At 64.5% G+C, this 20,906-nt stretch carries 22 protein-coding genes; 8 read left to right on the top strand and 14 right to left on the bottom strand.

Annotated elements, in window-relative coordinates:
* Positions 1 to 285 precede the first annotated feature (285 nt).
* On the top strand, positions 286 to 2,277 hold the full coding sequence (locus NKJ84_RS19445) for an AI-2E family transporter (RefSeq protein ID WP_352507803.1): 1,992 nt from the start codon (positions 286 to 288) through the stop codon (positions 2,275 to 2,277).
* A 125-nt stretch (positions 2,278 to 2,402) separates the two neighbouring features.
* Here the strand turns inward: NKJ84_RS19445 and NKJ84_RS19440 are convergent, their stop codons facing one another.
* The 8 genes from NKJ84_RS19440 to NKJ84_RS19405 all read right to left on the bottom strand — a co-directional run bounded on the left by NKJ84_RS19440 (position 2,403) and on the right by NKJ84_RS19405 (position 10,093).
* On the bottom strand, positions 2,403 to 3,338 hold the full coding sequence (locus tag NKJ84_RS19440) for a phosphatidate cytidylyltransferase (protein WP_254819727.1): 936 nt from the start codon (positions 3,336 to 3,338) through the stop codon (positions 2,403 to 2,405).
* Positions 3,339 to 3,360: 22 nt separating this feature from the next.
* Positions 3,361 to 4,023, bottom strand: a complete 663-nt coding sequence (locus NKJ84_RS19435) for a lysophospholipid acyltransferase family protein (RefSeq protein WP_254819667.1) — start codon at positions 4,021 to 4,023, stop codon at positions 3,361 to 3,363.
* 431 nt (positions 4,024 to 4,454) lie between these two features.
* Positions 4,455 to 5,792: a phosphatase PAP2/dual specificity phosphatase family protein gene (locus NKJ84_RS19430; RefSeq protein WP_352507802.1), complete on the bottom strand. Its 1,338-nt coding sequence runs from the start codon at positions 5,790 to 5,792 to the stop codon at positions 4,455 to 4,457.
* Between the two features lie 2 nt (positions 5,793 to 5,794).
* Complete coding sequence (locus tag NKJ84_RS19425; protein ID WP_352507801.1) at positions 5,795 to 7,582, bottom strand: bifunctional alpha/beta hydrolase/class I SAM-dependent methyltransferase; 1,788 nt, start codon at positions 7,580 to 7,582, stop codon at positions 5,795 to 5,797.
* A 26-nt stretch (positions 7,583 to 7,608) separates the two neighbouring features.
* Entirely contained in the window at positions 7,609 to 8,211 is a 603-nt protein-coding gene (locus tag NKJ84_RS19420; protein WP_254819663.1) for a CDP-alcohol phosphatidyltransferase family protein, read from the bottom strand.
* Positions 8,212 to 8,320: 109 nt separating this feature from the next.
* Positions 8,321 to 8,998 carry a hypothetical protein gene (locus NKJ84_RS19415; protein ID WP_352507800.1) on the bottom strand — a complete coding sequence of 226 codons (678 nt, stop codon included), beginning with the start codon at positions 8,996 to 8,998 and terminating at the stop codon, positions 8,321 to 8,323.
* Between the two features lie 67 nt (positions 8,999 to 9,065).
* Complete coding sequence (locus tag NKJ84_RS19410) at positions 9,066 to 9,587, bottom strand: Hsp20/alpha crystallin family protein (RefSeq protein ID WP_352507799.1); 522 nt, start codon at positions 9,585 to 9,587, stop codon at positions 9,066 to 9,068.
* Between the two features lie 29 nt (positions 9,588 to 9,616).
* The gene (locus NKJ84_RS19405) at positions 9,617 to 10,093 is read right to left on the bottom strand and encodes an Hsp20 family protein (protein WP_254819660.1); all 477 of its coding nucleotides are present in this window, start codon (positions 10,091 to 10,093) and stop codon (positions 9,617 to 9,619) included.
* 339 nt (positions 10,094 to 10,432) lie between these two features.
* Between NKJ84_RS19405 and NKJ84_RS19400 the strand changes: the two genes are divergently transcribed.
* On the top strand, positions 10,433 to 10,645 hold the full coding sequence (locus NKJ84_RS19400) for a hypothetical protein (protein ID WP_352475551.1): 213 nt from the start codon (positions 10,433 to 10,435) through the stop codon (positions 10,643 to 10,645).
* Between the two features lie 136 nt (positions 10,646 to 10,781).
* Positions 10,782 to 11,045 (top strand): DUF982 domain-containing protein, encoded by a 264-nt coding sequence (locus NKJ84_RS19395; protein ID WP_254819658.1) that lies wholly within the window; start codon positions 10,782 to 10,784, stop codon positions 11,043 to 11,045.
* A 109-nt stretch (positions 11,046 to 11,154) separates the two neighbouring features.
* Here NKJ84_RS19395 and NKJ84_RS19390 read toward each other — a convergent pair whose 3' ends face one another.
* Entirely contained in the window at positions 11,155 to 11,424 is a 270-nt protein-coding gene (locus NKJ84_RS19390) for an usg protein (RefSeq protein WP_023718102.1), read from the bottom strand.
* 364 nt (positions 11,425 to 11,788) lie between these two features.
* On the opposite strand from NKJ84_RS19390, the gene NKJ84_RS19385 reads away from it, so the two are divergent.
* The 4 genes from NKJ84_RS19385 (at position 11,789) to NKJ84_RS33275 (ending at position 14,750) form a co-directional block, all read left to right on the top strand.
* Positions 11,789 to 12,103 (top strand): co-chaperone GroES, encoded by a 315-nt coding sequence (locus tag NKJ84_RS19385; RefSeq protein WP_254819656.1) that lies wholly within the window; start codon positions 11,789 to 11,791, stop codon positions 12,101 to 12,103.
* A 55-nt stretch (positions 12,104 to 12,158) separates the two neighbouring features.
* The gene (gene groL, locus NKJ84_RS19380; RefSeq protein WP_352507798.1) at positions 12,159 to 13,790 is read left to right on the top strand and encodes a chaperonin GroEL; all 1,632 of its coding nucleotides are present in this window, start codon (positions 12,159 to 12,161) and stop codon (positions 13,788 to 13,790) included.
* Between the two features lie 103 nt (positions 13,791 to 13,893).
* A complete protein-coding gene (locus NKJ84_RS19375) occupies positions 13,894 to 14,109 on the top strand; it encodes a hypothetical protein (protein ID WP_254819654.1) in 216 nt (71 codons plus the stop codon).
* The gene (locus NKJ84_RS33275) at positions 14,106 to 14,750 is read left to right on the top strand and encodes a DUF982 domain-containing protein (protein WP_502896260.1); all 645 of its coding nucleotides are present in this window, start codon (positions 14,106 to 14,108) and stop codon (positions 14,748 to 14,750) included. The genes NKJ84_RS19375 and NKJ84_RS33275 overlap by 4 nt, the downstream gene beginning before the upstream one ends.
* Before the next feature lie 187 nt (positions 14,751 to 14,937).
* Here NKJ84_RS33275 and NKJ84_RS19365 read toward each other — a convergent pair whose 3' ends face one another.
* The 5 genes from NKJ84_RS19365 to NKJ84_RS19345 form a co-directional block, all read right to left on the bottom strand.
* Entirely contained in the window at positions 14,938 to 15,435 is a 498-nt protein-coding gene (locus tag NKJ84_RS19365; RefSeq protein ID WP_352507797.1) for a GNAT family N-acetyltransferase, read from the bottom strand.
* Positions 15,436 to 15,481: 46 nt separating this feature from the next.
* On the bottom strand, positions 15,482 to 16,498 hold the full coding sequence (locus tag NKJ84_RS19360; RefSeq protein ID WP_352507796.1) for an ABC transporter permease: 1,017 nt from the start codon (positions 16,496 to 16,498) through the stop codon (positions 15,482 to 15,484).
* Positions 16,495 to 18,060, bottom strand: a complete 1,566-nt coding sequence (locus tag NKJ84_RS19355) for a sugar ABC transporter ATP-binding protein (protein WP_352507795.1) — start codon at positions 18,058 to 18,060, stop codon at positions 16,495 to 16,497. Before NKJ84_RS19355 ends, NKJ84_RS19360 begins: the two co-directional genes overlap by 4 nt.
* 238 nt (positions 18,061 to 18,298) lie before the next feature.
* Positions 18,299 to 19,249 carry a substrate-binding domain-containing protein gene (locus tag NKJ84_RS19350; protein WP_352507835.1) on the bottom strand — a complete coding sequence of 317 codons (951 nt, stop codon included), beginning with the start codon at positions 19,247 to 19,249 and terminating at the stop codon, positions 18,299 to 18,301.
* Positions 19,250 to 19,478: 229 nt separating this feature from the next.
* Entirely contained in the window at positions 19,479 to 20,486 is a 1,008-nt protein-coding gene (locus NKJ84_RS19345) for an aldo/keto reductase (protein ID WP_352507794.1), read from the bottom strand.
* A gap of 183 nt (positions 20,487 to 20,669) precedes the next feature.
* Between NKJ84_RS19345 and NKJ84_RS19340 the strand changes: the two genes are divergently transcribed.
* Positions 20,670 to 20,894, top strand: coding sequence for a hypothetical protein (locus NKJ84_RS19340; protein ID WP_352507793.1), 225 nt, complete (start codon positions 20,670 to 20,672; stop codon positions 20,892 to 20,894).
* Positions 20,895 to 20,906 lie beyond the last annotated feature (12 nt).

Raw genomic sequence — 20,906 nt, 5'->3', positions numbered from 1 at the left:
GCTTTGAGGTTGTCCATCAGCGAGCTACGAAGGAACGGTGTTTTGACCCAAAAGTTCCGCGTTCCGGCGCAGACATGGAACAGGATTGCCCGTGACGCCATTTATGCAAAAAATTCTACCGTGACTGAAAAATTCTACCGTGACTGAATAGCCGCGCTGCCGATCTGAAGCCCGACAAAGCCAATTAAGGTCCAGGGCAATCGGTGTCCAGTTGGGGGAGACGCTGCGAAGTTGCACGCCGGCTCAATATGCCCGATCATGGCGACGGCGGGGCGGAGGTATCAAGTGGCGGCAAATCGTCGAAACGGCGCGCACCTGTCGGAGCCCCGGCGGGCGGGCATTGTTGCCGCTGCCAGGGCGCTTCCGCGCACATCGTTGCCCAGCGTAGCGTCGGTCGTGACGGCCGTCGCGGCGCTCTATTTCGGGCGCGAGGTCTTTCTGCCAATCGCAATCGCCCTGCTGCTTACCTTTGCGCTTGTACCGATGGTGTCGGCACTCAAGCGCGCTGGCATTCCGCGTCTTCCTGCCGTGATCGCGAGCGTGCTCGGCGCATTCACGGTGCTGGCGCTGTTCTCCTTCATCGTCGCCACGCAGGTCAGTGAACTGGCGCAGAACATCCCGCTTTACCAGGCTAATATCCTGACCAAGGTCCGGTCCCTCAAGGACACCGGCGTCGGCGGCGGTATCGTTTCCAGATTGAGCCGGGTGATCGAACGCGTCGGCCAGGAACTCGACAGACCCGGACCTGTGCAACCCGCCGCCGATCAGCCTCCGCGGGAGCCGATCCCGGTCGAAATCGTCGCGCGCGAACGACCGCTCGAGGTTCTCCAGAATCTGATCGGCCCGCTGCTGAGCCCGCTGGGATCGGCCGGGCTGATCGTCGTGGTCGTCATATTCATGCTGCTCGAGCGGGAAGACCTGCGCGATCGTTTCATACGTCTCGTCGGCTACGGCGATCTGCATCGAACCACCGAGGCGCTGCAGGATGCCGGCAAGCGGGTCGGCCGCTACCTGCTCATGCAATTGGTCGTGAACATCGTCTATGCCGTGCCGATTACGTTCGGGCTTTGGGTTCTGGGCATACCCAATCCATTGCTGTGGGGCTTGCTGGCGCTGGCGCTGCGCTTCGTTCCCTATATCGGCCCGGTCATCGCGACGCTGCTGCCTCTGTTCCTGGCGCTGGCCGTGGCGCCCGGCTGGTCGCTCGTGCTATGGACCGCCGGGCTTTTCGTGGTCGTGGAACTGATCACCGGCAACGTGATCGAACCCTGGCTCTACGGCTCGCGCACCGGGCTGTCGCCATTGGCCATCATCGTTGCGGCGATCTTCTGGACCTGGCTCTGGGGGCCATTGGGCCTGGTTCTGTCGACGCCGCTCACGGTCTGCCTCGTCGTGCTCGGCCGCCATGTGCCGCAGTTCGAATTCCTCGACGTTCTGTTCGGCAACGAACCCGTGCTCGAACCGCACGCCCGGCTTTACCAACGGCTGCTGGCCGGCGATCCCGAGGAAGCGACAGACCATGCCGAGGAGATGCTGGAGGAAAACTATCTAGTCGAGTTCTACGACAAGGTCGCGATTCCCGCACTTCTGCTCGGCGAGCAGGACCGTGTGCGTGGTGTGTTGAGCGATGAGCAAAGACAGCAGGTCGCCGGCAGCGCGCTGACGATGGTGGCGAACCTCGACGACAGCGCGCAGGAGGAGGCGGAAGCGGACGATACGGCCGCGGCCGAGGACAATGGTGTACGCGAGGACAAGCAGATTCAGGGGGAGGACGAGGACGACACCGAACTGCCGGATGGCACGGGCATGTCGGTGCTGTGCGCCGGAGGGCGCGGCGAACTCGACGACGCCGCTGCCGCCATGCTGGCGCAGGTGCTCGAAGTCCAGGGCGCTACGGTGTTGAGGGCGAGCTTCGCCGATCTGGAACCGGGAAGCATTCGCCGCCTTGAACTCGACGCCGTCGATACCGTCGTCGTCGGATTTTTGAACCGCGATTCCGTCAAGCACGGCCGGTTCCTGGTCCGTCGGCTGAAACGCGCCAAACCAAGGTTGCGGGTGGGTATCGTGTTGTGGTCGGAACCCGACAGCGACAACCAGGAGGCAGACGCCAGATTGGCCAACGAGATCAATGCCGATTTCGTCGCACACGGCATGGTCGGCGCGGTGCTCGGCGCGTTGTCCAGCGCTCCGCCGGTGGCGCTGAAGGCTACCGCCAAACGCCGCATGCGCCGCTTGACGCCGGCGCGCAAGAAAGAGCCGCTCGCCGCGGCAAAATGAACGCGGCCGACGACGGCGGCAGGTCGGGTTATTACCGCTTTCGCGAAAGTGGTAATAACCAAACGGATCAGGTTATCCTCGCAAGGTCGCGCTGAACCGTCCGCCCCGGCAAACGGCGCCAACCTTCATACAGTCCAGAAATAGCGCACCGTATGGAAGAAGACCGGGGCGGCGAAGACCAGGCTGTCAGCACGGTCCATCATGCCGCCATGGCCTTCGATCAGATGGCCCCAGTCCTTGACGCCCTGATCGCGCTTGATGGCGGAGGCGACCAGCCCGCCGAGGAAGCCCATCAGGCAGGCGATGAAGGCGACGCCGGCTGCCTGCAGCGGCGAAAACGGCGTCAGAAACGACAGCAGCACGCCGAGCAGGCTCGATGCCGCCAGCCCGCCGACCAGCCCCTCCCAAGTCTTCGACGGCGAGACCGTCGGCGCCAGGAGATGCCGGCCGAACAGCTTGCCGAAGATATATTGCAGCACGTCGCTGCCTTGCACGGTGATGATCAGGAAAGCGATCAGCAACAGGTTGCGGCCTTCGAAGCCAGGCACATCGAGCGTCAGCAGCGCCGGCACGTGGCTGACGCAGTAGACCGAAATCATGACCGCCCATTGCTGCGCCGAGACGCGCTCGAGAAAGCGCTCGGTGTCGCCGTGCAGCGCGGTGATCGCCGGCATCAGCAGGAAGCAGTAGACCGGGATGAAGATGGTGAACAGGCCATACCAGGCGGTCCACACCAGCCAGTACTGGAACGGGATGACGATGCCGAACATGCCGAGCAGCACCCAGTGGTCGCTGCGGCGGCTGTGCGTCAGCGTCACGAATTCGCGCAACGCGGCGAACGAAATCAGCGCGAACAGGATGGTCATGCCGGGGCGGCCGAAGAAGAAGGCAACGGTGATCGCCACCACCATCACCCACCAGGCATTGATGCGCTGGGTGAGGTTGACCAGCGTCGGCGACAACGGCTTCGGCGCGCGCCACGACAAAACGCCGGCGACGACGCTGGCGCTGATCAGCACCGCCAGCAGGCCGACAATCAGAATGAGGGTTTCGTGCATCATCGGCAGCATTTTGCCTTGATCCTCAATCGTCTCGCTCCGGCCGGGGGTTCAGCGCCAGCAGCGTTTCGCGGGCGCGGTCGAGAAAGGCGCGGCGTTCCTCACCAGGTTGAATGGCGATCGGCGCGCCGAAGACGACGCGGCAGAGCAGCGGCACCGGCACGAATTGCCCCTTGGGCAGCACCCGCGACATGTTCTCGATCCAGCACGGGATGAGCTCGACATCGGGTCGCGCCATCGACAGATTGTAGAGGCCGGAGCGAAACGGCAGGAGCGGTTCGTCGGTCATGTTGCGCGTGCCTTCGGGAAACAGGATCAGCGAATGGCCCTGGTCGAGCACCGACAGCATGATCGAGATCGGGTGCTGCGTTTCATCCGTCCACTGCCGGTGGATCAGCACGGAAGACAGCATGTCCTCGGCGATGAACCGGCGCAGCCGCGTCTTGCCCCAATAATCGGCGGCCGCCACCGCATGGGTACGGGCGCGTTCCTTCTCGCTGAGGCAGGCCGACAGCAGGATGAAATCGCCGTGGCTGGCATGGTTGGCGAAGTAGATGCGCTGCCGGTCCGATGGCTGGCTGCCGTTCCAGATCGGCCGCACGCCGGTGACCGCCCAGGCCAGCGCCGACAGGCCGACCGAGGTCACCGTCTGCAGCAGGGTATAGGTGCTGACGCGAAGCTTTGTCATGGACGGGCTCAAAAGAATGCCGCGACGACCGAGGCCGCCGCGAACAGGCCGAACGCGATACGCTGCTTGGCGAGCAGGCGGCGCGTGCCGGCCATCCGCTGCTCGAGTGAGCGGCCGCCGGCAGTGGACTTCAGCCGCATGCCGCGCCAGCACGTCGTCGATCGCCGCGCCGCCGCCTGCCTCGCTGGCGTGGCTGGCCATCAACCGAAACAGCAGCGCGTCGAACAAAAGCAGGGCCGAGAGAATGATTGTGGCTATGGCACTTGCGGCGGCGATCAGCCAGGCTACCGCGGACAGCGACGATGTTTGCGGCGCAGCCGCCAGGCCGATGACCGGCGCCGCCAGGAAGGCAGCAGCAATCAGCAGCAGCGGCCATGTCACCTGCACCATCAGCCCGGCAGCGAACGCTTCGGCCCTGTCACGATAGGCGGTCATGCCGGTGCGTCCGTGCAAAGATGCACCGGCCGGCCCGCGGCGGCGAGCTTGCCTCGCGCCTGATCGGGCGTGGCGGCCCGGCCGCTGGCGACCAGCCATTCGGCGACCACGGCGGCGCTGCGTTGGAAGCCGAGCGCACAGCAGACCAGCACCGCGCCCTGCTTCTGCGCCGCCTCGATCGCCGCCACCGCTTGCGCACGCGCCTCGCGAGACGGCGGCAAAAGGTCGACCATGGGCAGGCTCACCCAGCGGATCGAGGCGCCACGCGGCCTTTCCAGTTCGCCGGCAAGGTCGATCACCGTGCCGAAAGGGTCGGCTTCGGCGGCGGTCGGAAAACGGCCAAGGGAAACACCGTCGGCAATGACGATATGCGCCGGAAGCTTTCGCGTCCACGCCCACACATTGGCCTTGGCGCCAAGGCGGTAGGGCCAAAGCAGTAGACGGCTGGCCAGCGACACGCGGCCATCGGCTGTTTTCTGGAACACTTTGGCGCCGGCGCCGGCATAGGCGAAAGCGACTATGGCCAGCGCCAGTGCCGGCCACAACAGGATGAGCCACAGCGCCGAGACCAACGCGCCGGCAGCGGCGCCGGCCAGTGCAAGGCTTGCGCCGAGCGCATAGAACAGCGCCAACCGCCGTGCCTTCGGGTCAGCGCTCAGGCGGAAGCCGGTGAACGGCAGCTCGCTGTCGCGCGGAAACAGCCACAGGGCGAAAAGGCCGAGCAGCGCGCCGGTCGGAATGTCGATGAAATGGTGCTGCCACGTCGTCAGCACCGAGGCGCCGATCAGGAAACACCAGACATGCCAAGCGAAGCCGGCGATGCCGGTCAATCTGTAACGCCAATGGTCCCAGATGATGACCAGCAGCGCGATATGCAGCGACGGCGCCTGGTTGAAGGGTTTGTCGAAGCCGCCGAGCACGGCGAACATGAAGCCGGGCAGGCCGCTCGTCTGCGGGCGCACGAAGGTCGCAGTCAGCGGGAACAGGATGAAGCAGGCGACGGCGACGAGCTGCGCCGTCAGATAGCGGCCGGCAAGGCGGTCGACGCCGCTCTTCGAATTGTTCAACAGCAACGACAAGCCATAGAACAGGTTGATCGACCAGTAGGGCACGATCGTCCAGGCAAGGAACGGGATGCCATGCTCCCAGCCGTAGACGATGCTGCCGACATCGTCGCGCCGCGACGCCAGCCAATTGGCGAAGCCGTAGGTGGCGTAGAAGAACGGCGCCAGAAATGCCAGCCACAATGCGGCGCGCAGGACGATCCCGGGATACGGCTCGCGCGGCAAGGCCGGAAGGGCATCGCGAGGTAAGGCAGAGGCAGGCAAGTCCATGTTCAGACGCGCCGCGCGACCGAAACGGTGAAGATGCCCCACTGGTCGATGCGCTGGTCGAGCTTCTCAAAGCCGGCGGCCGCCACCAGCTGGTCCATCTCGGCCTGCGTGCGGCGGCGCATCACCCAGGCCTGGCCGCCGCGATGCGAGGTCAGGCTGCGCGCGATCATCTCGAGCTGCGGATGCCAGGGCTGGTTGGTATAGACGAGCAGGCTTCCCGGCTGCATGGCGCTGGCCAGTCCACCGAGCGAGCGGGCGATCACGGCATTGTCGGCAAACAATTCGTAGAGCCCCGAGACGATGGCGAGATCCGGCGCCGGGTCGAGCCCGGCCAGCATCGTGGCGTCGAAGGCGTCACCTTGATGGAAAGTGACGCTCGCCGGCAGCTGGCGCTCGGCGATCAGCTTGCGGCCGAGCGAGACGTTGAGCTCGGAGAAATCCTGCAGCCGTACGCTTGCCGGCGGCTCGGCGCATTTCTGCACGGCATCGAGCACGTAGCGGCCATGGCCGGCGGCGATATCGACGATATGGACCGGCCGGCCGGCGGCCTTGAACGAGGCGGCGGCGCTGCCGATCAGTTCTTCCAGATGCAGCTTGCGCTGGCGGATGCCGCGCCAGCCGATGGCATCGAGAAAGGTGCGGTCGATCATGCGGCCGATGGGGCTGATGCCCCGCGCCTCGTTCTCGTAGACATAGTCGAGCGTCGAGCCCGAATCGAAGCCGGTGGCAATCCCCGTCTTCATACCGGACGACAGCCAGGCGCCCATGCGGATCGAAGCGCGGCTCATTGCCCAGTAGAGGCCCCTTAGCGACAGCAGCGGCAGCGGCGAGGCAAGCCGGTCGGCCTCGTCGCGCGTGTAGCCGGCGCGGTCGGCCTCGGTCAGGTCGACCGGCTTTTCCGGCGCCGCGAATTGCTTTTCAAGGAAAGCCCTGATCAGGTCGAGTGCCTTGTGGCGGTCGCGCTCGCCCAGCGTGTCGTGGAAGAAGCCGGCCAAAACATGCCGCTCCTTGGCCGGGCTCGCCAGATTGACGAAAAACTCGTGCTGCGGTTCATGCCGCACCACCCAGTCACTGCCGGAGATCAGAAGCTGTGTCGGCACCGTGATGGCGCGTCCGTCGGCGACGATGCGCGCAGCATGGTCGTAGAGCTCGACCAGGATGTTGGAGGCGATCGGCCGGGTGATCAGCGGGTCGGCGTCGAAGGAGGCGATACGCTCGGGGTCATGCGTCAGGAATTTCGCCTTGACGTAGGAATTCACGAAGAAGCGGCCCTTCAGCTTCTGCCACAACGCGATGCCTTGCTTGGCGAGGGGCACGTAGAGCTTGACCGAGAAGGCTGGCGAGGCCAGCACCAGGGCGCGAATGTCGGGCGCGTAATCGTGCACCCAGGCGGCGGCAAGCACGGCGGCGAAGGATTGCGCGATCAGCGCGATGTCGCGCCGGGCAAAGCCGTCGCTGTCGATCTCGCGCACAAAACAATCGATGTCGCGCACCAGCGCGGCAAATGACGGCGCATAGCCGCGTTCGCCGGCGGAGCGGCCATTGCCGCGCGCGTCCCAGGCATAGAAGGCGTGGTCGGGCATCTGGAACTCGTCGACCAGATGCGCCATACGGCCGCCATGCTCGTGGCCGCGGTGGAACAGCAGGATGGCGCCCTTGGGGTTTTCCGACAGCGCCGGCCAATAGCGATAGAAGATCTCTGTGCCATCGTGGCTCTTGAAGCTGCGCTCCTGCGCCACCCGCTCGATATTGACTGAAGCCACGGCGGCAACCGTCTGTTGGTGAAGCATGTTGTTCTCCCTGGCGAGACCGGAATTCAGCTACCGCTCCCGTTAAGGCCGCTGCGTATCCGGTTGATGGCGGTCGCCAGCGAGAGTGTAGCCATGGCCGGAAACACGAGCGGCGTGAGCGCCGGGACCCACAGGCCGGACGCGATAAGCACCGCGAGGATGCCAAGCGCCAGCGCCCGGTCGCTTTTGCCGAACGGGCCGGCATAGTTGCGCCCAGCTCCGGCCGCGATGCCGAGCACGCCGGCGAATTCCGCGATCATAGCCGCGATAGCGAATGCAACGACGCCCCAGGCAGGAAAAATGACAGTAAAGGCCAGGATCAAAGCGAGATCGGAGACGACATCACAAAGCTCGTTGAGATACATGCCGAGCGTCGAGGCCTGGCCATGTTCCCTTGCGAGCATGCCGTCAATGGCGTTTAGCGCCATTCGCGTAAACAGCACGAGCGGCATCAGCAGAAAGACCGCGCGGCGGCCTGCAAGGGCTGCCACCGCAAGGCCGGCAGCGAGCGAGAGGGCAGCGGCCAACAGTGTGATCTGGTTGGCGGTGACGCCGGCCTTGGCCAGGCCGTCGGCAAGCGGCCGCAGCCTGGCCTGGAAGGCCGGTTTCAGCGCATAAAGCGTCGGCATGTGCGAACCCCCCGGCCGCGGTGCAAATGATGTTGGCGAGGATGGTCAATTGGCGCGCAAGACGCAAGGGCGGCGCCCTGCCATTTTTCGACATCCGGATATGTCGGCGCTAGCTTTTCCTGTCATTGTCGACCGGGAACCGTGCTGGCAAGCTTTCTTCGGCCGTGGCCCAGGCGCGACTATGATAACGCCGCAGGACGAGAATGCATGTCGCGAAGACCGCCAGCCCGCAAATCACGCCGGGCGACATGCCTCCGCCGAAAGCGGACTTAACAACGATGCCGGTGAAGGCGCCGGCGATGGCGCCGTTGATCGTGCCCACCATCCCAGCGGTGGTCATGAAATATTGCAGCGGCGAGGGGCGGAGGCCCTTGTCGACCAGCACCGCCGAGAGGTCGTCATGCGTGGAGTTGACAAGGTATCTTTGCAGGACCGGCGCCAGCTCGACGAAATAGTGGCGGATCCTGGCCATGCCGCGGGCATGCACCATGTCCTCGATGGCAACCTGCACAGCGCGCACGAAGGTGACCAGGCCGATGAAGAAAAGGCAAGGTAGCAAGATAAGGCTGAACAACACGAACGGCCTGCCCATCTCCGTGACCTGGGCGACGAAGGACAAGGCAATCGTTGCGCTCGAGACCGACGTCAGGAACAGATTGGCTCGCTGGTTCGCTTCCTGAATGGTCGCGGCGCGAGCGTTTTGCAGCACGAAATGCTCGGTCGTCAGGCACTGCAAGACTTGCTGCGCCTGGTCAGGCGGAACCGGAGCGTCGGGAGAACGGGTCATCGACATTCCCCGCTTCTGCCCGCCGGAACCGGCAGGGCAGAAGCGGGCGTCGTCCTGCTGCGAGCCATCAGGACTTGCCGTTGCCGCCGTTGATGGCGATACGCTTGGCCTTGGCCTGAGCGCGCGCCGTCTTCGGCAGCGTCACGCTTAGCACGCCGTTCCGGAACGCGGCGTTGATCTTGTCTTCGTCGACTTCGTAGCCGAGCGGGATACGCCGCTCGAAACGGCCATAGAAGCGTTCGGAGAACTGCCTGTCCTTGTCCTCGGTCTCTTCACGCTTCTCGCCGCGCAGCGTCAGCACACCGTCATCGAGCAGCAGCTCGACGTCTTTCTCGTCCATTCCGGGGATCTCGGCGGTGACGCGGATCTCCTTTTCGCTATCGGAGATTTCGACGCTCGGCCAGCTGGCGCCGGCAGCGGAGAAGCCACCGAGCGACGGCAGCCTCGTGTCGAAGCCGCGGAACGCCTCGTCGAACAGGCGGTTCATTTCGCGATGCAGCGTCAGGAAGGGATCGCGATCGCCGCTGCGGAACAGGCTGGGGGCCTGATTATTCTCCCGGCCCCAGGGAATGAGATCACGAATAGCCATTGCATAGTCTCCTTTCTCGACTGGTTCGTTCAGGCAGCCTGCTTGTTTGCTTCGACCTGCGCGGCCTTCGGCCCGGTCTTCGGCGAGGCGACATCGGTCGCGATGGCGATGCGCCGAGGCTTCATCTCCTCGGGCACCTCACGTACCAGATCGATGCTGAGCAGGCCGTTGTCGAGCGAGGCGCCTGCGACCTTGACGTGATCGGCAAGCTCGAAACGGCGGGTAAAGGGCCGTGTGGCGAGGCCATGATGCAGATACTCCGCGTTGTCCGGCTCCTTATGCTGGCCGGAGACAATCAGGAGGTTGGGTTCATGAATGATTTCGAGGTCGTCCTCGGAAAAGCCAGCGACGGCGATAGTGACGCGGTAGTTGTTCTCGCTGCTGCGCGCGATGTCATAGGGCGGCCAGGCGTCGAAAGCCTGCGGCGCATTTTCCAGCAGGTTGAAGACGCGGTCGAAGCCGATGCTCGACCGATAGAGCGGGGAAAAGTCGAATGCGGTTCTCATAGCTACATCCTCCATCGAGCAACATAGATACGAGGAGCGCCAAAGAGCTGGCGCTCCCTGGTTTCGCCGGCCCCATTTCGGCGACCGGTGCCATCGATTTGGTTATTGTCCGCCGCAAGTCAAGACCCCGATGGCTCTCGCGTTGCCGGTTTTCGGGCCGGTTTTTGGTCGGTTCGGCGAGGCTGCCAATCTACTTGTGAGAGATGTCCGGCAGGAGATTGCCTGTTTGGCTTCAATCGCCAACGCCGAGTTCCCCGGCCGGTTATTGTCTGCCGCAGGTCAAGACCCAGATTCTTGTGTTGCCGGGCCCATTCCCGGCACTCGCAGATGGAGCTGACCATGACACGCGACGAGATCATTTCCGTGCTGGGCCCGGTCGACGACGCCGTTATCGCCGACATTGCGGCGACGGACGGGACGGTCCAGGAATTGCGTGAGGCCCTGGCCTGGATCGCCGCCGACGAGGCGCTGGTGAACGAAGGCCGACCGCTGCCGACGGCAAGAGTAGCGACGCTGATCGAACTGCTGCAAGGGCCGGACGAGGAGGAATAACCGCTGTTGCCGCGATGCTCTTGAACCGCGCAAAGGGACGAACCATGTCCTTCAGCGGCGCCGGCTGGTCGCCGGTGCCGCCAGCATGACGTTGCTTGCTCAAACAAGAAGACGATCAGAAAACAAGGAGGAAGTGATGGACGACGTCCGCTTCGCCGAGCCGATCACGTTGAAATTCCAATCCAGCGAGCGCAAGGTCGCCAGTAGTTGGGAAGCCATCGAATGCATGCGTCAGCAGTGGCCGGACCGTGCCCGCGGCCGGAGTTGGCGCGCCGCCTATCGGGCCTGCCGCGACGCGCTCGACGGCTGGCGCACCGCGCGAGATGCGCGCAAGGCCTTCGTCAGGGCGGCGCGCAACGCCGGATTGCTCGCCTGCGAGCCTGTCGACCACGCCGGCTAGCCCGGACCCTCCGATATTTGAACTCCAAAACAAGTTGGGGAAAAGGCAACTGCCTTTCCCCCACCGCGAGAGACTTTGCCCGCTGTCTAGCGGCAGATCGGCTTGCTCCTCAGTGGACGGTGATAATGCCGTTTACGGCCCGCCATTCGGAGGGCTGGATCAGGTGATGATGGGCGACGCGCACCGAATGCAGCGGGCCTTCGATTTCGCGCTCCCAGAAATCGAGGAAATGCTTCAGCGTCGGGAAATCGGGGGCAATATCGTATTCCTGCCAGATATAGAGTTGCAGCAGGCTCCGATGATCGGGCAGGCGATAGTGGATCTCCGCCGTGGTAAGACCAAACCCTTGCATCTGGAGCTGAAAGTCCCTGCTGGTCATGCGATCGTCCTTTCCGTTGAAATCTCGGTCCGTTGAAATCTCGGTCTGCAAAACGCCTCGCCTTCCACATAGGTTCCCGCCGCCACGAGCGGCTCCGGACCGGCGGCATTTTGAAATATCGCGCCAAAATTTGAGCCGCACTTTAGCTGAGAGCGGCTAATGTGCGAACGATTACAGTGCATTGGCACTCTCATGCGTCGAGTGCTAAAATTTTTGCGTGACCCTCTTGAAAGCAGAAAAAAGCGCGACTAGTTCGTATGCGCGCGATGCCTGATGAAGGGGTCGCGCACCCCGTGCCGGGCCGATATTGCCGGTTCGGTCAGGAGGATCTTCGAAAATCTGTTTGTCCCGAGAGGAGAACGACATGACGTTCCGTCCATTGCACGACCGTATCCTGGTCCGCCGTATCGAGGTCGACGAGAAGACCGCCGGCGGCATCATCATCCCCGACACCGCCAAGGAGAAGCCGCAGGAGGGCGAGGTCATTGCCGCCGGTCCGGGCGCGCGCGACGACAGCGGCCAATTGCAGCCGCTCGACGTCAAGGTCGGCGACCGCATCCTGTTCGGCAAATGGTCCGGCACCGAGATCAAGCTCAATGGCGAGGATCTGCTCATCATGAAAGAGAGCGACGTGCTGGGCGTTATCGAGGGCGCCGGCGAGATGAAGAAGGCTGCCTGAGTGGGCCTGAACAAGCATTCCAGTCAACGAAGCTGCCTATCGAAGGAGTGATCCAATGGCTGCCAAAGATGTGAAATTTCATACCGAAGCCCGCGAGAAGATGCTGCGCGGCGTCAACATCCTCGCCGACGCGGTGAGGGTGACGCTCGGTCCCAAGGGCCGCAACGTCGTCCTCGACAAGTCGTTCGGCGCCCCGCGCATCACCAAGGACGGCGTCACCGTGGCGAAGGAGATCGAGCTCGAGGACAAGTTCGAGAACATGGGCGCACAGATGGTCCGCGAGGTGGCTTCGAAGACCAGTGACGTCGCCGGCGACGGCACCACGACCGCGACCGTTCTGGCGCAGTCGATCGTCCAGGAAGGCGCTAAGGCGGTTGCCGCCGGCATGAACCCGATGGACCTGAAGCGCGGTATCGACAAGGCGGTCGAAGCCGTCGTCGCCGAACTCAAGGCCAATGCCCGCAAGGTGACCAGGAACGACGAAATCGCCCAGGTCGGCACCATCTCGGCCAATGGCGACGCCGAGATCGGCCGCTTCCTCGCCGAAGCGATGGAAAAGGTCGGCAATGAGGGCGTCATTACCGTCGAAGAAGCCAAGACCGCCGAGACGGAGCTCGAAGTCGTCGAAGGCATGCAGTTCGACCGCGGCTATCTCAGCCCCTATTTCATCACCAATCAGGACAAGATGCGCGTCGAGCTCGACGAGCCCTATGTGCTGATCCACGAGAAGAAGCTGTCCAACCTGCAGGCGCTGCTTCCGGTGCTGGAGGCGGTGGTGCAGTCGTCCAAGCCGCTGCTGATCATCGCCGAGGACGTCGAGGGCGAGGCGCTGGCGACGCTGGTCGTCAACAAGCTGCGCGGCGGCCTGAAGGTCGCGGCCGTCAAGGCACCGGGCTTCGGCGATCGCCGCAAGGCCATGCTGGAGGATATTGCCATCCTGACCGGCGGCACGGCAATCAGCGAGGATCTCGGCATCAAGCTCGAGAACGTCACGCTCAACATGCTCGGCCGCGCCAAGAAGGTGGTGGTCGAGAAGGAAAACACCACGATCGTCGACGGTGCCGGCTCGAAGAGCGAAATCCAGGGCCGGGTCTCCCAGATCAAGGCGCAGATCGAGGAGACCACCTCCGACTATGATCGCGAGAAGCTGCAGGAGCGGCTGGCCAAGCTCGCCGGTGGCGTCGCCGTCATCCGCGTCGGTGGCTCGACCGAGATAGAGGTCAAGGAGCGCAAGGATAGGGTCGACGACGCCATGCATGCCACCCGTGCCGCGGTCGAGGAGGGCATCCTGCCCGGCGGTGGCGTGGCGCTGCTGCGGGCGGCAAAGGCGCTCGACAATATTCAGGTCGACAATCCCGACCAGAAGACCGGTGTCGAAATCGTGCGGCGCGCGATCGAGGCTCCGGTGCGCCAGATTGCCGAAAATGCCGGCGCCGAAGGCTCGATTATCGTCGGCAAGCTGCGCGAAAAGCAGGAGTTCTCGTTCGGCTGGAACGCGCAGACCGGCGACTATGGCGATCTCTTCGGCCAGGGCGTCATCGATCCGGCCAAGGTGGTGCGCACCGCTCTGCAGGATGCCGCTTCCGTCGCCGGCCTGCTGGTGACGACCGAGGCGATGGTGGCCGAGAAGCCGAAGAAGGAAGCTGGCGCGCCGGCAATGCCCGGCGGTGGCGGCATGGACTTCTAAAGCCAGGCTTCCAAAGCGCGACTTCGAAACGGCAGATGGACCGTGTCCGCCAAAAGCGGGCACGGTCTTGCCGGTCCGGGACTAATGCTGAGCAGGTGTTGCCATGGATATGATGGACAGTTTTGGAAAGATCGCGGCGCCGACCCGCCCGAAAAACGATTTCAACTATGAAGCCGACTGCAGGGCGGCGCTGGCGCCTTTGGTCGACGGCTTGCTGGATATGGCCGAGTCGGCCGGCTGGGACCGCCGCAAGGCGGCCTACACGCTGATGTTTCTATCGGCTCAACGCGTGGGGGCCGGCACGGAGGAGCGCAAATGATCGCGGCGCGGATGCGCGAATGCCTGCGCCTGCTGCGGTGGTCGGAAAACGATTTCGCCGAAGAGGCGGGATACCCGCTCGCCAAGGCAAAGGCGTGGCTCTACGGGCGCGAACATCCGCCGCTGGGCGTGGCGGCCTGGCTCGAAGCGCTGGTCAAGGTGCATCGGCTGCTGCCGCGGCCGGGCATGCCCCCGATTGCGTCCAACTCGCAGATCGGTGGCATCGTTCTGCAGGCGGCCCTCGAGGATCGAAGCGCCCGCGCGGTGGAGTTCCGAAAGGAGCCGATTGAGCCAGGAAAGGAGAGTGTCATGGATCGTGCTTCGTTCGACAAGCCGGTTAATATCCTCACCGGCCTCGGTACACCGACGAAGATAGAAAGCGCGGCTGAGGCCTATGCACTTTTGGCTGAATGGCCGGCAACGAGCCGGACGGCCGCGCATGACATCGCCGCAAAAGCGTGCCGTGCAGCACTGGAAGGAGAGATCGACGCCGAAACGGCGCGCGCCACCTTCGTTGCCTTCGCCCGCCGCAACGACCTGCTTGCGCCGCAGACGAACGGGATGGTTGCCGGCGAGAGCGTTGCTGGCGCGACCGTTGCCGACTGGGCAACGCGCCCACAGCGCGTCAACGCCCCGGCCTGAGCGAGTGCCAATCTCCCTCCTTGAGGGGGAGATGTCGCCGAAGGCGACAGAGGGGGTCGGTACGTCCTGGCGCGACGCCATATTGGACGAAAGAGAAAGTTGGCGCCTCACGCGCGGCGCCCCCCTCTGTCCTGTCGGACATCTCCCCCTCAAGGGGGGAGATTACGCGCTCAGCCGCTTTCGCTTGCTAAGCCATCGGCAGCAGCCGGCGCATGATCAGCGAGGCGTGGCCGCCCACGCCGTGTGCAGCCGGCCGGCGCTCGACGACCTCGAAGCCGTGCTTGCGATAGAAGGCGATTGCGCGGTCGTTGCCCTCGATCACTTCCAGGGCGATGCTGGGAATACCCGCATGCGCGGCAAGAACGGCATGCAGCAGGTCGGCGGCAAGGCCGGTGCCGTACTCGCTTTTGTCTATATGGAGCCGCTCGAGCATGACCTCGCCCTTGTCGTCCATCGCTGCCATCGCATAACCGGCGAGCGAGCTGTCAGCCCGCTCGGCGACGAAGGACATCTTGTTGTCGTCCCCGAGCTCGGACGCCAGCCGCTCCGGCGCGTGCCTCTCATCCGACAGCCGTGCCGTGGTCGCGGCACCCAGGATCGGCGAATAGGTCTGTCGCCAGGACCCTCCAAGCAGCCGCGACACCGCCGGAACATCCTGTTCGGTCATGGTTCTTATTTGAGGCATCGCCACCTGCCGTGCAGTTTATGGCACCGCAGCGTTCGCTCGGCCATCACCGCATTACCCGCGATTTCAGCCAGCGGTCGAAGGCCACGGCGAGGATGAGGATCAGGCCGATGACGATGCTTTGCGTGTAGGACGAGACGTTGTTGAACTGCAGCCCATTCTGCAAGACGCCGATCAGTCCTGCACCGACCACCGTGCCGCCGACGCTGCCGATGCCGCCGAACAGCGAGGTGCCGCCGATAACGACCGCCGAGATCACCGTCAGCTCGTAGCCGATGCCGGCGACGGCTTCGGAGGAGTTGAGCCGCGCCGACAAAACGAAGGCGGCAAGGCCGGCGAAGAAGCCGACGATGATGTAGACCGAGATCAGGATGCGGTCGACGCGCAGGCCGGAGAGGCGCGCGGCCTCGGCATTGCCGCCGACTGCGTAGACCGCGCGGCCGTAGCGCGTGTAGCGCAGCACGATGTGGCAAAGGATGGCGGCAATCGCGAAGATGATCGCCGGCACCGGTACCGGGCCGATCAGGCCGGTACCGAACCAGCGCATCGAGGCGTCGAAGCCGGAGATCGGGCCACCATTGGAGATGGTCAAGGTCAGGCCGCGAAACACGGTTAGGCCGCCGAGCGTGACGACGAAGGGCGGCACTTTCAGCCTGGTGATGGCAAAGCCCTGGACGCCGCCGGCCACGGCGCCGACGACGACGGCGGCGAGAAGGGCGGCGAACCAGCCATAGCCCTGCGTGCCCGTTGTCGACAGCGACAGCGTGTTGGCGGTGCCGCCTTTGGCCACCACCGCCGCGACCATGCCGCAGAAGGCGAGCAGCGAGCCGACCGACAGGTCGATGCCGGCGGTGAGGATGACGAAGGTCATGCCGAGCGCGATCAGGCCGGTGATCGAGATCTGGCGCATGATGTTGAACAGGTTGATCGGGTCGATGAAGCTCGGCTTCAGCACAGTGAAGACGACGATCAGCAACGCCAGGAACATCAGCGGGCCGAAGCTCATCAGCAGGCGCGCAATATTGACGCCACCGCGCTGGCTCCGTTCGGTCGTACTGGTCATTGCGTTGCTTCCTGCTTCTGGTCGAGCGCCATCAGTTCCATCAGTTTCTCCTCGGTCGCCTCGACGCCGGGCATCTCGCCGGTAATGCGCCCGCGCCGCATGGTGACGATCCTGTCCGACACTGCAAGCACCTCGGGCAGCTCCGAAGAGATCATCATGATGGCGATGCCGCGCGCGGCGAGTTCCACCAGGATCTGGTGCACTTCCGCCTTGGCGCCGACATCGACGCCGCGCGTCGGTTCATCGACGATCAGCACCTTGGGATCGCGCGCCAGCCAGCGGGCAAGGATCACCTTCTGCTGGTTACCGCCGGACAGGCCCTCGATCGCCTGCTCGGGCGAAGCCATGCGGATCGACAGCATCTTCCTGTAGTTCGCCAGCGCCTCGCGTTCGCGCCGCTCGGCCATGAAACCGACACTGGAGTAGCGGTCGAGCGCGGCGATCGAGAAATTGGTGAGGATGGCGAGTGCTGCGAAGATTGCCTGGTGCTTGCGGTCCTCCGGCACCAGGCCGATGCCGAGCTCGATGGCGTCGGCGGGTGATGCCGGCGCGATCGGCTTGCCGTCGAGCATGATGGTGCCGGCGGCAATGCGGTCGGCACCGAAGATGGCGCGGGCGAGCTCGGTGCGGCCGGAACCGACGAGCCCGGCGACGCCGAGGATTTCGCCCGCCTTGAGGTCGAGATCGACGCCTTCGAGTACGATGGCGTGCGGCGCCTGCGGATCGCGCACCGTGCGCAGGCCGCGCACAGAGAGCCGGACGTCGCCGGCGACATCGCGCTGCGTCGGCCTGGCATAGAGCTCGGAAGCGGCACGGCCGACCATCTTCTCGATGATCTTCGGCAGCCTGATCGGCCCGCCTTCGCGGTCGAGATGGCCGGCCAGCCTGCCGTCGCGCAGCACGGTCATACGGTCGCAGATCGCCGATGCCTCCTCCAGCCGGTGGGTGACGAACATGATGGCGACGCCATCCTTGCGCAGCCGGTCCATGATCGACATCAGCCTGTGCACTTCGGTCTCGGTCAGCGCCGAGGTCGGCTCGTCCATGATGATCAAGCGGCTCTTCAGCGATAGCGCGCGGGCGATCTCGACCAGCTGCTGCTCGGCCACCGACAGTGCGGAAACCGGCGTCGCCGGGTCGAGATTGAGCCCGACGCGAGCGATGATCGTGCGGGAATCTTCCTCCATTCGCCGCCAACTGACCAGCCCGAACCGGCCGAGCGGCGCGCGGCCGATGAAGATATTCTCCGCCACGGTCAGCGTCGGGATCAGGCTCAGCTCCTGGTAGATTGTTACGATGCCGTGGCGCTTGGCATCCTGCGGATTGTGCGGGCTGAATTCGACACCGTCGAAGACGATGCGGCCGCTGGACGGCGGCATCACGCCGGACAGGATCTTGAGCAGCGTCGATTTGCCCGCTCCGTTCTCGCCGAGCAGGCCGAGGATCTCGCCGGGGCGGACTTCAAGCGAAACGTCGTTCAGCGCGGTGACGCCGGCAAAGCGCTTGGTCACGCCCTCGACGGCGAGCAGGGCGGGCGATGGCGCAATGGCTTCGACTGGCAAAGGATGCTCCTTGAATTGTGGTCCACCCGAAAGGCCACGGGACAGCGCCCCTCTCTGTCGTGCCGGACATCTCCCCCTCCAGGGGGGAGATCGGATGTCACCCAGGCTTTCGCTACTCCGGCGTTGAAGAGAAGGCGACGCGTTGAAACTGCCAATCTCCCCCCTTGAGCGGGAGATGCCCGGCAGGGCAGAGGGGGCGCGACAGAACGCTGCTTTTGGCGCTGTGCGCCCTCGGCGCTTACTTCGTCTCGCCCAGCCTCTCCGCCTTGTCGAGATTGTCCTTGCCGATGACGATCGGCGTCAAAAGCACCAGCTTTTCCTTCGGCTCGGTCTTGTCCCTGGCGTAGGCGACCGCGATCTGCACCGCAGTGCGCGATTGTTCGCCGGGGAATTGCTCGACCGTTCCGGCCAGCTTGCCGTCGCGCACGGCGACCAGCGCTTCGGGAAGCGCGTCGAAGCCGTAGATCTTGACGTCGGTGAAGTTGCGCGCCGCGCAGGCTTCAACCGCGCCAAGCGCCATGTCGTCATTGGCGCAGATGATCGCGTCGGGCTTGCCGTTGGCCGCAAGGCCGGCCTCGGTGACGGACAGCGCCTCGGCGCGGGCGAAGTTGGCGGTCTGCTCGAAGATGATCTGGTACTTGTCCTTCATCGGATCGAGGACATTGTGCACACCCTTGTTGCGGTCGATCGCCGGGCCGGCACCGGGCTGGCCCTGCAGATGGAAGATCTTGGCGCCGTTCGGGAACGCCGCCACCATGGCCTGCGCTTCGGCCTCGCCGCCTTTGACATTGTCGGCGCCGACATGGGCGAGGATGCCCTCGACGCCGTCGACGCGGCGGTCGATGGTGACGACGGGAACGCCGGCCTTGACCGCTTCTTCGATGGCTGGGGCCAGCGCGTTGACGTCGAGCGGCGAGATGACGATGGCGTTGACCTTCTGCACGAGTGCCGCCTCGATGTCGGCGGTCTGCTTGGGCGCCGAGTTCTGGCCGTCGCTCTCGATCAGGTTGACGCCCTGCGCCTGGGCTTCCGCCTTGATCTGGTTCAGCATGTGCACGAAGAACGGAAAGCCGAGGCTCGGCACCGAGCCGAGGATGGTCAGCTTGTCCTGGGCAAAAGCCAGTTGCGGAGCGGCCACCGCCAGGGCGCCCATCGCCGCGGTCGACAGCAGGAATTCACGTCTGTTGATCAATTTAGTCTCCTCCCAGATGAGCGCACGACCCCGGAACCGGAATGGGTTTTCCGGAAGGTTCCTTGCGTCGATTCAAAAATGGAGTGTCCTTCGAGCGCCCAACTCGTGTTTGAAGGGACGCAACGGCGCTCCAGCCGGTCCACCGCGACGTTCTCCTCCGCTCGGTGCCTGCCCAAGGATGCTAACCAAGGCCGGAGCTTTGCGCAAGAACGGGAGAAGGCAAGACCTACCGATCGATCATCACCATGGTGCGCTCGCCGTAGCGCGGACCGGCGACCTTGCCCGGCGCCAATGCGTCGTCGAGCACCTGCATCTCGGCTGTGTCGAGCTTGATCGAAGCCGCGGCGACGTTCTCCTCGAGGTACTTTCGGCGCTTGGTGCCGGGGATCGGCACGATGTCGATGCCGAAGCCGCTCCCCTTGTGGAGCAGCCAGGCCAGAGCAATCTGGCCTGGCTTGACGCGCTTGGCCGCGGCGATGTCGAGTACCATGGCTGCCGCCTGCATGTTGGCGTCATAGTTGGCGCCCTGGTAGCGCGGGTCGCCGCGCCGGTAATCGCCCTCTGGATAGTCTTCGGCGCGCCTGACGTCGCCGGTGAGAAAGCCGCGGCCGAGCGGCGAGAACGGCACCAGGCCGATGCCGAGCTCCTTCAGCAGCGGAATGATTTCCGGTTCCAGATTGCGCTCCCATAGCGAGTATTCGCTCTGCACTGCCGACACCGGATGAACGGCATGCGCCCGGCGGATGTTGGCGGCACCGGCTTCCGACAGGCCGAAGAAGCGAACCTTGCCCTGAGCGATCAGCTCGCCGACAGCACCCGCCACATCCTCGAGCGGCACCGCCGGATCGACGCGGTGCTGATAGAGGAGGTCGACATGGTCGGTGGCAAGCCTTCTCAGCGAACCTTCCAAAGCCTCGCGGATATGTTCGGGCCGGCTGTCGCGCTCGGTGCCGACTTGCTTGCCGTTTTCGATGCGGAAACCGAACTTCGTCGCGATCGTCACTTCATCGCGCCGGCCCTTCAGCGCGCGGCCGAGCAGCTCCTCGTTAGCGTACGGCCCGTAGACTTCCGCGGTGTCGAGGAAGGTGCAGCCGAGTTCGATGGCGCGGTGCAGCGTGGCGGTCGATTCCGCCTCGTCGGCCGGGCCGTAGGACTGGCTCATGCCCATGCAGCCGAGACCGATTGCCGAGACTTGCAGGCCCTGGCTGCCGAGTTTGCGCATCGTCAATGTCATGTGAAGCTCTCCGGATCAGCATCGCGTTCCAAGCCGCCAGGGCAATATAGCGCACCGGCTCGGTTTCCACAGATCGGGAGGCGCCACCGCGCGCGGCTCGCAGCGACCGCCAAATTGACAGCCGACACGCTCTCGGCCATCCTTAAGGCACGCCGCCTTGCGGCTTGTGCGTGAGTGACCAGCATGGCCAGTTCCGTCGCCAGTCAGAAATCCAAGCGCGCCGCGGTGCGGAACGCGCTCGACCGCCACAAGGTGTACATCACTGCGCAGCGTTTTTCGGCCGGCAGCTACAGCGCGCGCGTGCTGGTCGATGGCGAGGCCTATTGGGTCGACGAATTCCGGCTCTGCCAGCTGCAGCAGGGCCTGTCGCCGGCCGAACTCGAATTGACACCGGCCACCGACGATTGAGCGGCGTGACCT

The sequence above is a fragment of the Mesorhizobium sp. M0048 genome (genome assembly GCF_040323405.1).
Lineage (GTDB): Bacteria > Pseudomonadota > Alphaproteobacteria > Rhizobiales > Rhizobiaceae > Mesorhizobium.
The sequence above is the reverse complement of the archived record's forward strand: the minus strand, read 5'-3'. Positions and strand labels throughout refer to the sequence as shown.

Excerpts from the sequence above, each read along its gene's own strand:
- NKJ84_RS33275 (WP_502896260.1), top strand. The coding sequence starts at position 14,106 with ATGATCGCGGCGCGGATGCGCGAATGCCTGCGCCTGCTGCGGTGGTCG.
- NKJ84_RS19360 (WP_352507796.1), bottom strand. The coding sequence starts at position 16,498 with ATGACCAGTACGACCGAACGGAGCCAGCGCGGTGGCGTCAATATTGCG.
- NKJ84_RS19440 (WP_254819727.1), bottom strand. The coding sequence starts at position 3,338 with ATGATGCACGAAACCCTCATTCTGATTGTCGGCCTGCTGGCGGTGCTG.
- NKJ84_RS19395 (WP_254819658.1), top strand. The coding sequence starts at position 10,782 with ATGGACGACGTCCGCTTCGCCGAGCCGATCACGTTGAAATTCCAATCC.
- NKJ84_RS19345 (WP_352507794.1), bottom strand. The coding sequence starts at position 20,486 with ATGACATTGACGATGCGCAAACTCGGCAGCCAGGGCCTGCAAGTCTCG.
- NKJ84_RS19420 (WP_254819663.1), bottom strand. The coding sequence starts at position 8,211 with ATGCCGACGCTTTATGCGCTGAAACCGGCCTTCCAGGCCAGGCTGCGG.
- NKJ84_RS19405 (WP_254819660.1), bottom strand. The coding sequence starts at position 10,093 with ATGAGAACCGCATTCGACTTTTCCCCGCTCTATCGGTCGAGCATCGGC.
- NKJ84_RS19340 (WP_352507793.1), top strand. The coding sequence starts at position 20,670 with ATGGCCAGTTCCGTCGCCAGTCAGAAATCCAAGCGCGCCGCGGTGCGG.
- groL (WP_352507798.1), top strand. The coding sequence starts at position 12,159 with ATGGCTGCCAAAGATGTGAAATTTCATACCGAAGCCCGCGAGAAGATG.
- NKJ84_RS19415 (WP_352507800.1), bottom strand. The coding sequence starts at position 8,998 with ATGACCCGTTCTCCCGACGCTCCGGTTCCGCCTGACCAGGCGCAGCAA.
- NKJ84_RS19425 (WP_352507801.1), bottom strand. The coding sequence starts at position 7,582 with ATGCTTCACCAACAGACGGTTGCCGCCGTGGCTTCAGTCAATATCGAG.
- NKJ84_RS19385 (WP_254819656.1), top strand. The coding sequence starts at position 11,789 with ATGACGTTCCGTCCATTGCACGACCGTATCCTGGTCCGCCGTATCGAG.
- NKJ84_RS19430 (WP_352507802.1), bottom strand. The coding sequence starts at position 5,792 with ATGGACTTGCCTGCCTCTGCCTTACCTCGCGATGCCCTTCCGGCCTTG.
- NKJ84_RS19390 (WP_023718102.1), bottom strand. The coding sequence starts at position 11,424 with ATGACCAGCAGGGACTTTCAGCTCCAGATGCAAGGGTTTGGTCTTACC.
- NKJ84_RS19365 (WP_352507797.1), bottom strand. The coding sequence starts at position 15,435 with ATGCCTCAAATAAGAACCATGACCGAACAGGATGTTCCGGCGGTGTCG.
- NKJ84_RS19410 (WP_352507799.1), bottom strand. The coding sequence starts at position 9,587 with ATGGCTATTCGTGATCTCATTCCCTGGGGCCGGGAGAATAATCAGGCC.
- NKJ84_RS19435 (WP_254819667.1), bottom strand. The coding sequence starts at position 4,023 with ATGACAAAGCTTCGCGTCAGCACCTATACCCTGCTGCAGACGGTGACC.
- NKJ84_RS19375 (WP_254819654.1), top strand. The coding sequence starts at position 13,894 with ATGGATATGATGGACAGTTTTGGAAAGATCGCGGCGCCGACCCGCCCG.
- NKJ84_RS19400 (WP_352475551.1), top strand. The coding sequence starts at position 10,433 with ATGACACGCGACGAGATCATTTCCGTGCTGGGCCCGGTCGACGACGCC.